Origin of the sequence: Halomonas sp. 5021 (assembly GCF_036663435.1) — a bacterium.
In the GTDB taxonomy this organism is placed as follows: domain Bacteria; phylum Pseudomonadota; class Gammaproteobacteria; order Pseudomonadales; family Halomonadaceae; genus Vreelandella; species Vreelandella janggokensis.
The window spans coordinates 34,166-46,727 of sequence record NZ_JAXOVU010000013.1 but is presented as its reverse complement, the minus strand read 5'-3'; the positions used below and the strand labels follow the sequence as shown (position 1 = coordinate 46,727).

At 57.2% G+C, this 12,562-nt stretch carries 10 protein-coding genes and 1 tRNA gene; 3 read left to right on the top strand and 8 right to left on the bottom strand.

Annotated elements, in window-relative coordinates; genetic code table 11:
* Positions 1-240 precede the first annotated feature (240 nt).
* Positions 241-1,122: a LysR family transcriptional regulator gene (locus R3F64_RS16375; protein ID WP_066319289.1), complete on the bottom strand. Its 882-nt coding sequence runs from the start codon at positions 1,120-1,122 to the stop codon at positions 241-243.
* Positions 1,123-1,231: 109 nt separating this feature from the next.
* Between R3F64_RS16375 and R3F64_RS16370 the strand changes: the two genes are divergently transcribed.
* Together R3F64_RS16370 and R3F64_RS16365 are read left to right on the top strand one after the other, a co-directional pair.
* Positions 1,232-2,113, top strand: coding sequence for a HalD/BesD family halogenase (locus tag R3F64_RS16370; protein WP_199284569.1), 882 nt, complete (start codon positions 1,232-1,234; stop codon positions 2,111-2,113).
* Positions 2,114-2,165: 52 nt separating this feature from the next.
* Complete coding sequence (locus R3F64_RS16365) at positions 2,166-3,449, top strand: M24 family metallopeptidase (protein WP_199284570.1); 1,284 nt, start codon at positions 2,166-2,168, stop codon at positions 3,447-3,449.
* A 36-nt stretch (positions 3,450-3,485) separates the two neighbouring features.
* On the opposite strand, the gene R3F64_RS16360 is transcribed toward R3F64_RS16365, so the two are convergent.
* The 6 genes from R3F64_RS16360 to R3F64_RS16335 all read right to left on the bottom strand — a co-directional run bounded on the left by R3F64_RS16360 (position 3,486) and on the right by R3F64_RS16335 (position 8,487).
* Complete coding sequence (locus R3F64_RS16360; protein WP_199284571.1) at positions 3,486-4,328, bottom strand: nitrilase-related carbon-nitrogen hydrolase; 843 nt, start codon at positions 4,326-4,328, stop codon at positions 3,486-3,488.
* An 86-nt stretch (positions 4,329-4,414) separates the two neighbouring features.
* Positions 4,415-5,296, bottom strand: a complete 882-nt coding sequence (locus R3F64_RS16355; RefSeq protein ID WP_199284572.1) for a glycine betaine ABC transporter substrate-binding protein — start codon at positions 5,294-5,296, stop codon at positions 4,415-4,417.
* Positions 5,297-5,341: 45 nt separating this feature from the next.
* Positions 5,342-6,073 (bottom strand): ABC transporter permease, encoded by a 732-nt coding sequence (locus R3F64_RS16350; protein ID WP_085919024.1) that lies wholly within the window; start codon positions 6,071-6,073, stop codon positions 5,342-5,344.
* Between the two features lie 2 nt (positions 6,074-6,075).
* On the bottom strand, positions 6,076-7,236 hold the full coding sequence (locus R3F64_RS16345; protein WP_085919023.1) for an ABC transporter ATP-binding protein: 1,161 nt from the start codon (positions 7,234-7,236) through the stop codon (positions 6,076-6,078).
* A gap of 42 nt (positions 7,237-7,278) precedes the next feature.
* Complete coding sequence (locus R3F64_RS16340) at positions 7,279-7,944, bottom strand: ABC transporter permease (protein WP_085919022.1); 666 nt, start codon at positions 7,942-7,944, stop codon at positions 7,279-7,281.
* A gap of 466 nt (positions 7,945-8,410) precedes the next feature.
* Positions 8,411-8,487 (bottom strand) — tRNA-Met (locus R3F64_RS16335).
* 273 nt (positions 8,488-8,760) lie between these two features.
* Between R3F64_RS16335 and phbB the strand changes: the two genes are divergently transcribed.
* Positions 8,761-9,507 (top strand): acetoacetyl-CoA reductase, encoded by a 747-nt coding sequence (phbB, locus tag R3F64_RS16330; RefSeq protein WP_199284573.1) that lies wholly within the window; start codon positions 8,761-8,763, stop codon positions 9,505-9,507.
* A 67-nt stretch (positions 9,508-9,574) separates the two neighbouring features.
* Here phbB and R3F64_RS16325 read toward each other — a convergent pair whose 3' ends face one another.
* Positions 9,575-12,379, bottom strand: a complete 2,805-nt coding sequence (locus tag R3F64_RS16325) for a DUF349 domain-containing protein (protein WP_199284574.1) — start codon at positions 12,377-12,379, stop codon at positions 9,575-9,577.
* Positions 12,380-12,562: the final 183 nt, after the last annotated feature.

Sequence of the window (12,562 nt, the reverse complement as noted above, 5' to 3'; positions counted from 1 at the left end):
AGCTATTTATTCAAGCGATATAAAAAGTGGAATTAATGGGGGCATACCAAGGTCCAGTTCCCCTTGGACCGACATCATTCCATCTTCAGTAGCACCCAGGTTTAGAGCCAGCAGTGACTTTATATCTTTGTCACACCGAATTGCGCGGCTGGCTCTATACCAGGCCCAATCAATCTCAGCTCATTTGCTCAAGCCGCTGTGCGTAACTTGATATCCAGGTCAATAAAAACCAGCGACGTACTAAGGTGCTTCCCTGCCCCCAAGGCAGGCAATCGACTCGTGTTCGGCGACCACGCTTTCAAGGGATTTGCATAACGCTTGAAACGCCTCGCTGGAGTGTCCGGGGCGTTGGTGGAGTTCAATTTCGACATGTCCCAGGTTGGGGAGGCCTTCTTCTTCGGTCACTATCCGGCAGCCTGGCGGCACGCTGCGTGGGGTTTTAACGGTTATCGCCAGTCCATTTTGCACCGGCACGTTGATACCTGTCGGGGATTGGCTGACGTAGCGAAGCTCCCAACGGGTCTCATCGCGGCCCAGCGCAGATAACGCATGCGCCCTGAAAATGCAGCCCTCGGGATTAAGGGCCAACGGCAGTGTTTGCCATTGCGAAAGTGAGACGTGGTCGGCCATGACCCACACCATCGGCTCCCAGCCAAGCAAGTGACCGGATTGAGTGGGCTTGTGCCTTACCGAGAGCACCACGTCTAACAGCCCTTCCTGAAACCGCTTGACCAGGGTGTCGCTGATATCGCAATGCACTTCTAACTGAATTTGCGGAAACTGGGCCGCAAAGCGTGGCAGCAAGTCGGGCAGGTAGGTAGCGGCCTGTTCTTCCGAAGTGCCCAGCCGAATAAGCTCGCCATGCATTCCGCCCTTCAAAAGATCCTTGGCCTCATCTTCGAGCTTGAGCATATGGCGCGCATAGGGAAGCAGGTGTTCCCCGGCGGCCGTCAACAGAACGCTGCGGCTGGTGCGCTCAAAAAGCGCTTGATGCATCTGGTCTTCAAGCCGCTTGATTTGCAGGCTCATCGCCGATTGAGTTCGATGCAGCACCTTCCCTGCTGCGCTAAACCCTTGGCATTCGGCGACGGTGACAAACGCACGTAGTAAGTCTGTGTCCATGATGAATGAGCCATTTAAATGGGTGTTATCTTAACTATTCATTTCTATTATGGAAGAGCCTTCACTAGCCTGTCCAGATAAGCTTCCAACGCGACAGGAGCGTGACCCCATGACAATAACCGCCGCTAAACAACCCGTGAATGCCCTCGAAGGGCTGATCGACCTTGAGCGCTACCCGCTCAATGAGTTGTCATCGCCGGCAGGAAAAACGTTTATCGCCGATTGCCGTCGCCAACTCGAAGAAGATGGCTGTGTGGTGCTTAAAAACTTTGTTCCTGAAGCCGCATTAGCTCGGCTTGAGCGTGAAACTGAACGACTATCGCCAGACGCCCACTACAACCAGACCGAGACCAATCCGTACAACAGCGACGGTGACGCATCGCTACCTGACACACACCCCAAAAACCGCTTTGATGATCGGACTAACGGCTTTGTCGCCGGCGACCGCATCGACCATGACACCATTATCCGCCAGGTGTACGAGAATCCCGAATTTCAGCGGTTTATTGGTGCGGTTGTGGGTATCGATGAGATCCACCAATACGCCGATCCCCTGGCCGATCTGGTGGTGAACGTGTTGCGCGAAGGCTGTCAGCACCCCTGGCACTACGACACCAATGAGTTCATCGTCACCATGATGACGCGGCAGTCCCACAGCGGTGGGCGCTTTGAATATGCGCCGGGGATTCGCAACCCCGAGGGTGAAAACTTTGCTGAGGTGGAAAAGGTGATCGATGGTGATCGCTCACGCTTGAAAGCGCTGGATCTTCAGCCTGGTGATTTGCAGATTTTCTTTGGCCGCTATTCGCTCCACAGGGTGACACCCGTGGTGGGTGACAAAGAGCGCCATACGGTGATTTTCGCCTATGCCAAGGAGCCTGGTTTCGTGGGTCGTCCCGAACGTGCACAGCGCATCTTCGGCCGCATGGCGCCGGTCCATGAGCAGATTCTTAAAGACGGCATGCAGCGCAGCGATAGCCTGGCGGATTAAGGCCGCCCGGCGCTCATTCCGTTCCTGATACCACTCCCAACGCGAGATATTCATGAGCATTGTCGAAAGCGAAAGTCTGACTGATAACGAGCCGGACCACATTCCCGTCGTGCCTTCGGCGCCCATGGCCAACGGCGACAGTATCCCCACGGCGTTTGACCCCAAGCAGCTGCGCGCCGGACGTCTTGAGCGCTTGCGCGCCATGATGGCGGAAGAAGGGTATGCAGCGCTGGTACTGTTTGACCCGAACAACCAGCGTTATGCGACGGGATCGCGCAATATGTTTGGTTACTTTTTGCGCAACTCCACGCGTTACGTCTACGTGCCGCTGGAAGGGCCCATTATTCTGTTCGAATATCCTGGCAGCGCGCATGTATCCACCTGGCTTGAAACCATCGATGAGGCGCGAACCTCCAAGGTAGTATGGTCGGCGGTGAACCAGCGTGATGGTATGTCATCCGACCCCTTTGGGGTGGAGATTGCTGAGCTGATTGAAGAGCATGGCAAAGGCAACAAAAAGGTCGGTCTGGATCGCTGTGCATTGAATCTGGCGCGGGCATTGGAAGCCCAAGGGCTCGATGTGTATGACTGTATGCAGGACACACTGCACTGTCGACGCATCAAAACGCCCGAGGAAATCGCCTGCCTGGCGCAATCGATGGCCGCCAGTGAAGCCGCTGTCGCCGAAGTCGAAGCGGCGATTAAACCGGGGGTTACCGAAAACGAGCTGTTCGCGATCATGTACGGCGAGGTGATCAGAGGCGGCGGTGAGTTTATCGAGACCCGTCTGCTTTCCTCAGGGCCGCGCACGAACCCCTGGTTTAACGAAGCCAGCGACCGCAAGATTCGCCCGGGTGAATTGGTGGCGCTGGATACGGACACCATCGGTTGCCATGGCTACTACTCGGATTTTTCGCGCACTTTCCATGTCGGGCCCGGCAAGCCGACGGCCTATCAGCGCGAGCTTTATGGTATGGCCTACGACCAGGTGCAACATAATATGGGCTTGCTCAAGCCGGGTATCAGCTACCGGGAAATTGCCGAGCAGGCATGGAAAATCCCCGAGCGCTTTATCGACCGCCGTTACCCGTCGATCATTCACGGGGTAGGCATGCACGGCGAGACGCCGCTGGTCGCCCACCACATGGATTTCGACCGTTTCTCCAAGGACGGTATCCTGGAGCCTGGCATGGTGGTGTCGGTAGAAAGCTATATTGGCGAAGTCGGGGCAGCCGACGGCGTCAAGCTGGAAGAAGAGGTGCTGATCACCGAGACCGGCATTGAGCGGCTTTCCCGCTATCCGTTTAACGACGTGTTGTTGAACCGAGAAGTGTAGTCGCTTGATCCAGCCGCTGGCGACGCCTCAACGTCGCTAGCGGTATCCCGCCATCAACTCTCTCACCAGCGGTGTGTCGGCGTCGCGGTGGGTGGGCAGTTCAAAGCGCGCCTTGGCAATCGCGGTGCGTGATAGATCCGCGACAATCAGCGCTTCTTCATCATCGGCCTGTACCAGTGTCTCGCCACTTGGCCCGAGAATGCGCGAGCCGCCCCAGAAGTGGCTGTCGCCTTCCGGCCCGAAGCGGTTCGCCATGATCACGGGCGTGCCGTACGTCATGGCATAAAAGCGTGTATTCAGCGCCCAGTTTTCTTCGTTGGAAAAGTCGTCGCTGACGATGCCGCTGGCGGAGTTGATCGGCGCACAAAGCACCGTGGGGCGGGCGAGCAGGGCTGCATGCACAAGCGCCGGGTTCCATAAGTCGGCGCAAATCAGCTGGGTGGCTGACCAACCCGGGCAGATATCCGTGTGAGTGAGTTCACTCCCATGGGTGAACCATTTGCCTTCCTCAAGTCCGCCATAGGTGGGCAGGTTCAGTTTGCGGTGCACGGCGATAAGCTGGCCATGCTGAAAGATGGCCAGCGCGTTGTAATATTCACCGGGGCTTGCCTCTTCCACGAAACCGACGACGACCTGCATCGGGCCGCAGGCGCGGGCCAGTGTTTGCAGGCGCGGGTCTTCCAGCGGCATTGCCACCTGCATCACGTGGTTTGCCAGGCGATAGCCCGTCAGTGAAAGCTCGGGAAACACCAGCAGTTCGACATCGTCGTGCTGGGCGTCGGCAATCAGTGCCAAATGGCGCTCAAGGTTGTCATTCACCTCGCCAAGCGTGGTATTGATCTGGGCGGCGCCGACGCGAAGGGTGTTTTGATAATGCATTGGGCTTCCCCATTGAAAAAGCCGCTCCATAGGAGCGGCTTTGCTGTAATGGCAATCGGCATTATGCCAATGCTACCCACGAGCGACTAGAGCAGATCATTCTCTTCGAGAAAGCTTTCTGCCACGTCTTCAATCGACACGCGCTCGACATCGACACGGGCGTTCAGCTCGGCCATGGTGGCGTCGTTTAACAGCGCCGACAGGCGGTTCATCTGGTCGGCTAGTTCAGGGTTCGCTTCAAGGGTTTCGGTGCGTACCACCGGGGCAAGGGCGTAGGCCGGGAAGAAGCCCTGGTCGTCTTTGAGGACGTGAAAGTTAAAGGCGGGGATACGCCCGTCGGTGGCGAATACGAGGCCGACGTCGACTTCTTCATCGCGCAGCGCTTGATAGACCAAACCGGTATCCATGCGGCTCACGTCGCTGCGACCCACGCGAAAGTCATAGGCTTCCATGAGCGGCCGCCAGCCGTCTTCACGGGCGTAGAACTCGGCGTTAAGCGCAAAGGTCAGGCCTTCTTCATTGTTGACGGCGTCGGCCAGGTCGGAGAGCGTTTCGATGCCGCGTTCTTCGGCGTCATCCTCGCGCATAGCGAGCGCATAGGTGTTATTGGCATCCGACGGTTCAAGCCAGGTCAGGCCTTTTTCGGCATCGAGTTCTTTCACCCGCTGGTAGGTATCTTCAGGGCTCAGGCTTTCAGTGATGTCGTTATAGTTGATCAGGGACGTGCCGGTGTATTCCCAGTAAAGATCGATCTGGCCGTTTTCCTGTGCTTGACGCAAAACGGCGGAGCCCATGCCGGAGCGGTTATCGACGTCGTAGCCCAAGTTATTCAGGTACTGGGTCGTCATGGTGGAGAGAATCTGCTGCTCGGTAAAGTTCTTGCCGCCAACGCTGATTTCGTTGGCATTAGCCAGCGAGATGCCGCTGGCAAGGGCAATACTGGTCAGTGCGGTAGTTAATGTTTTCATCATCGATTCCTTCTTTTGTTAGTGAAGCGTCAGTCACGGTGATCATCAAGCGCGGCCGGGGTTGACCCCGCGGGGGACAACGAGGAAGGCAATGATCGCAATCAGCGCATCGACCACGATCGCCAATAGCGCGGTCGGAATGGCGCCCGACAGCATCATGACCGGGTCGTACAGATCAATGCCGGTAAAGATCAGCTCGCCAAGGCCGCCCGCGCCAATCAGGAACGCCAGTGGCACCGTGCCCACATTGATGGTGAGTGCGGTGCGCATGCCGGCAAAAATGACGTAGAGAGCATTGGGTAGTTCGACTTTGAAAAGCCGTTGCATGGGGGACATGCCAATGCCTGCCGCCGCTTCCATCAGTGCCGGGTTAACGCCCTTTAAGCCGGCATAAGTATTCCGGGTTATCGGCAGCAGCGTGGCCACAAACAGACCAAAAACGGCTGGCACTGTGCCAATGCCCAGAAAGCTCATCGATAGCGCAAGGACGGCCAGGGTAGGGATCGTGGTGCCCACGTTGAGTATCTGCATCAATGATTCGGCCACTCGGGCCATACTCGGGCGAGAGAGCACAATACCGAGCGGGATGGCAACGAGAATGGCCAGACTGCCTGACATGGCCGTCAGCCAGATGTGCTGAACCGCCAGATACTGAACATCGGGCAGATACCAGATAAAGTCATCGATGACGCCACTGGACTGACTCCATACACCGGCGAAAAAAATAGCCACCAGCACCAGTGCCTTAAGCGCCCCTTTCATGGATCGAATCGGCATGGTTACTCCTTGATGGCCGGCGATGGCGTGCGGTCATCCCCCTGGCGAGCGCGATATCTCGCGCCTAAGTGGCTGGTCATGGCGCGCTGGGTAATTTGCCCGCACACCGTCCCTTCGTCGTTGACACAGGGGAGCCAGGTCTGGTCGTGGGCAAACATCAGGGATGCGGCTTTACGCAGGTCGTCGTCGAGACCCACAACGGCCGGGACGGCCTGGAAATGATCACGGCAGTAGCCCTTTGTGGTGCGCGCGACGGAGCGGCTGACAATCCCGGCGGGCTGCTTGCGGTCATTGACCATCAGAATGGCGTTTTGGTAGCCATAGTTGTCGATTTTGGCCAGCGCGGCTTCCAGCGTATCACCGGGCGATACCGTGCCGATTTCGTCGGTGACAATCTCGCGCACTTTAACCAGGTTCAAACGCTTGAGCGCCCGGTCTTCGCCCAGGAACGATTCCACAAAGGTGTTTTTGGGCGCTGCCAGCAAATCATCGGGCGTGGAGTACTGAACCAGCTTCCCTTCCCGGAAGACCGCCACGCGGTCACCCATTTTGATGGCTTCATCAATATCGTGACTAACGAACATGATGGTCTTGTTGAGTTCTTGTTGCATCTTCAGGAACTCGTCTTGAATGACGGCCCGGTTGATCGGGTCGATGGCCCCAAACGGCTCGTCCATCAACATGACCGGCGGGTCAGCGGCCAGCGCGCGGGCGACACCAATGCGTTGCTGCTGGCCACCCGACAACTCACTTGGGAAGCGTTTCAGAAAGGCATCGGGTTCCAGCGCGATCATTGCCATCATCTCGCGGGCACGCGCCTTGTATTTGGCCTTGTCCCAGCCCAGCAGCTTGGGCACGATGGTGATGTTTTCCTCAATGGTCATGTTGGGAAACAGGCCGATCTGCTGGATCACGTAGCCGATATTGCGTCGCAGTGTCTGGGTATCGAGGCCGGTCGTATCGTCGCCATTGATAAACACTTTTCCAGAAGTGGGTTTTACGATCCGGTTGATCATTTTCAGTGTCGTGGTCTTGCCGCAGCCCGATGGCCCCAACAGGACGCATATTTCGCCCTCAGGCACTTCCATATCGATATGGTCAGCGGCCACCACCGCGCCTTTTGGCGTATCGAACACCTTGGTCAGGCTGTCAAGTCGAATCATAGGGGTGTCTCTTATAGTAGAAATGACATCAGAAAAGCGGCCTCAGGTCGCGTCGGCCTGGCGGCTCATTCCCTTGGGCGTCAGGCGCTTTTGGACATACAACAGTGAATAGTCAACGATAATCGCCAGTACGCTGACGGCAACCGCGCCGACGATCAGCTGACGGGGGTCTGACTGTGAAATGCCACGGCTGATGAAGGTGCCCAAGCCACCTGCGCCAATATAGGCCGCAATCGCCATCACGCCGATATTAAGCACCACGGCCGTACGAACCCCGGCCATGATGACCGGTATGGCGAGCGGGATCTCGACTAAACGGAGGCGTTGATTGGGGCTCATGCCGATGCCTCTGGCCGCTTCCCGCAACGCGGGGTTCACGTTGTTTATCGCTGTGTAGGTATTACGAATGATGGGCAACTGGGAATAGAGCAGTACCGCAATAACGGCAGGTACGTAGCCGATGCCGTGCCCAATCAGCGATAGCACCGGAATCATGATGCCAAACAGTGCGATTGAAGGGATGGTGACGATAATCGAGGCCAGATACAGCACCCCTTGAGCCAAGCGCTCGTTTTTGGTGATCGCGATGCCGATCGGCACGCCCGTCAATGTCGCTATGCCCACGGCAACACCGACAAGGGCAATGTGCTCTAACGTTCGCGACAGCAGCAGGCCCGCACTGCCCAGGGCATATTGAAGTATTTCCAAGCGCAGCCTCCTTATTATAAAAATGAATAATGGCCAGGGCATGGTCCGTCAGGAGGCATCGCTCCTGCTTGCCTGTATGGAGGGGTTCAGCTTATCAAAAGGATGGCGTGATTATCGGGAATTGGCATGACGATGCGAAATAGGCTGAATTTGCGGTTTTTATATAACCCGGCACGATCCAGGTTCAATCACGCCTCAGACTGCTTGCTCAGCCGCTGTTCGAATTCATGGGCGGGGATCGCGTGGCTGAACCAGAATCCCTGGCCCCAGCAGTTGCCGTCTGACATCTCTAGTACGCGTTGAAGTCGCTGAGTCGATGAAAGGCGTGTCTGGAGCCTAACAATAACTTGTGTTTTGGGGGGAAAGCAGAAATGCAGTTTGCGCCCAGCCTGGGCCCAAGGCTATTGTGAACGGTAAGCACAAAAAAAGGCAGACCAGTAAGTTACTGATCTGCCTCTCGAAATATTGGTAGCGGGGACCGGATTTGAACCGATGACCTTCGGGTTATGAGCCCGACGAGCTACCAGACTGCTCCACCCCGCATCAACGTGTGGCGTATTCTACGCTTTTTTTACGTTTCGTCAATAGGCGTTTTAAAACGTTTTCCCTATAGCCGTTGGTGGGCTTCGTGCTGCAACATGAGCCGAGTAGCGCTATGCTGAGGTTAGTGCAACAAGAACAATGCTGACTCTCGGTAAGTCGCGCATCTGTATTGCGATTTGCCGTTGGTACTTAAGCGCCAAGGCGCTTTTCACAATGGCTTGCGGTGTCAATTCTGCAACGCCCAAGCCATTCGTCATATCAGGGAGGTAGTCAATGGCCAATCAAGCCCCCGTCGCCTGGGTAACTGGTGGAACTGGTGGTATCGGCACGGCGATTTGTCGTTCGCTGGCGGATGCGGGTTATCTGGTCGTAGCGGGTTATCACAACCCCGAAAAGGCCAAAACCTGGCTGGCATCGCAGCAAGCCGATGGCTATAACAACATTGCGCTGTCCGGTGTCGACCTTGCCGACCATCAGGCCTGCCTAAAAGGTGCCCAGCAAATTCAGGAGCAGCATGGTCCCATCAGTGTGTTGGTTAACTGTGCAGGGATCACCCGTGACGGCACCATGAAGAAAATGTCATACGAGCAATGGTATGAGGTGATCGATACCAACCTGAACAGTGTCTTCAATACCTGCCGCAGTGTGATTGAAATGATGCTTGAACACGGTTATGGGCGGATTATCAATATTTCATCCATCAACGGTCGCAAAGGGCAGTTCGGCCAAGCGAACTACGCGGCGGCAAAAGCGGGGATGCACGGGTTGACCATGTCGCTTGCCCAGGAAACCGCCACGAAGGGCATTACCGTGAACACTGTGTCGCCCGGCTACATTGCCACCGACATGATCATGAACATTCCAGAAAAGGTGCGCGAGGCGATCCGTGAGACGATCCCCGTCAAGCGCTATGGTACGCCAGAGGAAATTGGCCGGCTCGTGACCTTCATCGCCGATGAGGAGTCCGGGTTCATTACTGGGGCGAACTTCGACATCAATGGTGGTCAGTTCATGGGCTGATCTCGTCGTTCATTTTGCTCATTGATCAAAAAGCCAGCGAGTATCCCTCGCTGGCTTTTGTGATGGCTCAAGGCGTAGGTGTTTGAGCGAGCCGGGTAAGCAGTTCATCCAGCTCGTCGACTTCTTGATCCCACAGCGATCTGGGCATGGGCCCAAGGGCAATGAGATCTGCAAGCACCTCGCTAACCTCCTGCGCGCGGCTACGCTCTTTTTGAAGCCCCTCGTTGAGGCGTTCCACCTGGATGGCCAGCCGCAGGGGTTCATCTTGCTGATGTACACGCCCCATGGCCAGCAGTGATAAGTGAACGCGAAGCCGGGCAAGCTGATCCTTCAGGTTGGCTTCGTGGGCGTTGGGGAGCCCCTCCATGCGTCGTTGATTGCGCTGATGGTGGGCCTGCTCAAAAGGCGCTTTCAAGCTCGTTTCGCCCAGCACCGCTTGTGCGTCTACCGTGTCTGCCTGTTCGTCGACAAGCCTGCGTTGGTCTGCGCGCAAGTGAGCTTCGATAAGCGGCGTCAGCTGCTGCCAGGCGGTGACCGTGCCCGCGACTTCAAGGCGGTTAAGACGCTCACGCCGGGCACGAATAATGCCGCTTAGACGCCGCTGCATGCCTTCGCTTCGGCGGCTACGTGGCAGGGGTTCCAAACGCGTTGCCTGTTCAATGAAGGCGTCCAGCTTGGCGTGGTCGCTGGCATCTTGAGGTTGCCAGCTGTCCATTTCGTCGACCAGTGCTTGCAGGCTGTCGAGCTGGCGTTGCTGCTGGGCAAGCTGCTCTTGTTTATGCGCGTCGCGTCTGGCGAACAACTGGTCGCATTCGTGGCGGAAGGCCTTCCAGAGCGTTTGTTCTTCCCCTTTAGGCGCCCGCCCCAATTGACGCCACTGCTGCTGTAGCTGCTTGGCATCTTCAATGCGCTCGGCGAGCGGACGTTCGTCCTGGTGAAGCGCCTGAACACTGCTGATCAGGGCTTTCTTCTGGTCGGCAATATGCTCGGCACGGGTATCGATCAAGCTTTGTAGCTGATGGCGAGCGCGGCCAAACCGGCGACCAATGGCTTCTGCCTGTTCGCGCGGTACGGGAGAGTGGTGGCGCCACTGTTGGCGTGCTTTATCGCGAATTTCGCGCAGTACATCCGGGTCGGCGTCCTGTGCTGGCTGGGCCAGCAGGGTCTCGAGCTGCTCACAGAGTGCTTCGCGGGCACGCAAGTTAGCCTCCCGCTGTTGGGTTAGCCGCTCTCGCCAGGGGGCTAGGCGCTCGTGGATACGGTCCGAAGCAGCACGAAAGCGTGCGGACAACTCTCGGTCAGCCGCTGCATCCCCAAGGGATTTCCATTCTTTGACGAGCTGGCGGTGGTGCCGGTCGAGTGCCGGTTCTGCCATGTGCTGATCGTCGGCAAGCACCTCAATGGAAGCGCACAGTTGTTCACGTTTGGGGCCTGCGACAAACCCTCGCCAGTCGCGTAGTTCGGCGAGTTGCGCGCCAAGCTGTTTCAGCCTCGCTTTGAGCGGTCGGGCATCGTCATCCTTGAGCGCCTCAATGCGCGGCTTCAGCCGTTGGTGTAGGCGGCTGGCGCTTTTGAAAGCACCACGTTCAAGCAACTGTTCGAAGGTGTCCAGGTCGTTGCTGTAAGCGCTGAGGGATTGGGCATCGGTCTGCGTATCGGCGGTTTCATGGGTGGCATCAAGCGCCTCCTGTGCTTGGCGAGCAAGCGTGGGCATGGTCAGAGTATCAGGCCAGCGGCATTGGTCGAGCAGTGATGAAATGGCGGAGTGGTCGGCGTCGGCCAGTGCTTGCTCAAGCTCAGCGCTAATGCGTTGCCAGCGCTGCCAGGCTTCGATACAGGCCTCGTACTCTTTCAGGGCCTGGGTGTAGCGTTGGCGTATCGAGTCGCTGGGCGGGTGCACATCGGACAGTTGCTGCCAGCGCTGGCCAAGCAACTGACGCTGGGCGCGAAGGCTGTCGATATCCTGAGACGTCAATCCACTGCCAAGCCGCAGGCCTTCCAGAGTTTCTTCCAGGCCTTCCAGTAACTGTTCTCGGGTCTGGTCGGTGGCTTCGCGTTGCTGGTTGTTCTGCTGACGCGCCTGTTCGTGAGTTTCATGATCGTGCAGCGTTTTGCGGCAAGCGAGAACGGCTTGATGGTAACGTGCCTCCTGGTCGGGGTCAGGCGATTGGCTGAGTTGATCCCATTCACGCTGCAGATGACGCAGCCGGCCGCCGTAGAGGGGTTCCCAGGTGGATTGGGCGTGACGTTCCAATTGCTGCAGAAGCGTCTCGCGCTTTTGCTGTTGGGCTTCTTTCCACTCGGCGTCGGCACGCCGTTCTTGTAGCCGATCTTTGGCCATGCGTACGACCTGGCGGTCCCGGCGGGCTTGCTTCAACAGCTGCTTCAGGCCCTCTTGACTGACGATGCGATCCGCTGCCTGGTGACGAACGGCGGCGACGCCGTTATGGCAGGCGTGTTCGATCAAGTCGCGTTCATCGGTCAAACGGGCGAGCGCAGTAAGCCGTAAATTGAGGTTGTCACCCTTATGCACAAGAGCGTTGAGTATCTTGGTATCGTCGATACGCTCGGCAAGTGCCTCACGCTGGCCAAGCCCCGTTTGCCCTTGCTGGCCGCTGAGCCGCTGGCATAGCGCCTCTTGCCAAGCCATGTCGTTCTGGTGGGCCGGGTAAGCCGCCATGAGCCCTTCAAGGTCATCAAGAGCAAGTAATGCGGCAAGCTGTATGTCGCTATCCGGATCCTGCGCAAGCGAAGCGAGCGCCTGGCGCTGTTCGCGATGGTCAGGATCAAGGCGGTGGAGAGCCTGGCGGCGTACCTCGGCATTGGGGTGTTGCCAGCGAGGTGCGAACAGGCGTCTTAACAGTCCGTGCATGGATCATCCTGCTGTGAGGCGCTTTGCGTGAAAAAAATCAGACGTCGACCCTAAGAAGGTTGCAGTTGTCGGCGCTGTCGCTTAGCGTTGACTTATAATGTGGGTTCGATGAGGGTTAATTCTCACCGCCCAAAAGCGCTCAAATGCGCTACCTTAATATCTTACCTGAACATGACATGGAGT

Bases quoted from the DNA above. Each gene is read 5' to 3' on its own strand.
- R3F64_RS16365 (WP_199284570.1), top strand. From the start codon at position 2,166: ATGAGCATTGTCGAAAGCGAAAGTCTGACTGATAACGAGCCGGACCAC.
- R3F64_RS16355 (WP_199284572.1), bottom strand. From the start codon at position 5,296: ATGAAAACATTAACTACCGCACTGACCAGTATTGCCCTTGCCAGCGGC.
- R3F64_RS16360 (WP_199284571.1), bottom strand. From the start codon at position 4,328: ATGCATTATCAAAACACCCTTCGCGTCGGCGCCGCCCAGATCAATACC.
- R3F64_RS16325 (WP_199284574.1), bottom strand. From the start codon at position 12,379: ATGCACGGACTGTTAAGACGCCTGTTCGCACCTCGCTGGCAACACCCC.
- R3F64_RS16370 (WP_199284569.1), top strand. From the start codon at position 1,232: ATGACAATAACCGCCGCTAAACAACCCGTGAATGCCCTCGAAGGGCTG.
- R3F64_RS16375 (WP_066319289.1), bottom strand. From the start codon at position 1,122: ATGGACACAGACTTACTACGTGCGTTTGTCACCGTCGCCGAATGCCAA.
- R3F64_RS16345 (WP_085919023.1), bottom strand. From the start codon at position 7,236: ATGATTCGACTTGACAGCCTGACCAAGGTGTTCGATACGCCAAAAGGC.
- phbB (WP_199284573.1), top strand. From the start codon at position 8,761: ATGGCCAATCAAGCCCCCGTCGCCTGGGTAACTGGTGGAACTGGTGGT.
- R3F64_RS16350 (WP_085919024.1), bottom strand. From the start codon at position 6,073: ATGCCGATTCGATCCATGAAAGGGGCGCTTAAGGCACTGGTGCTGGTG.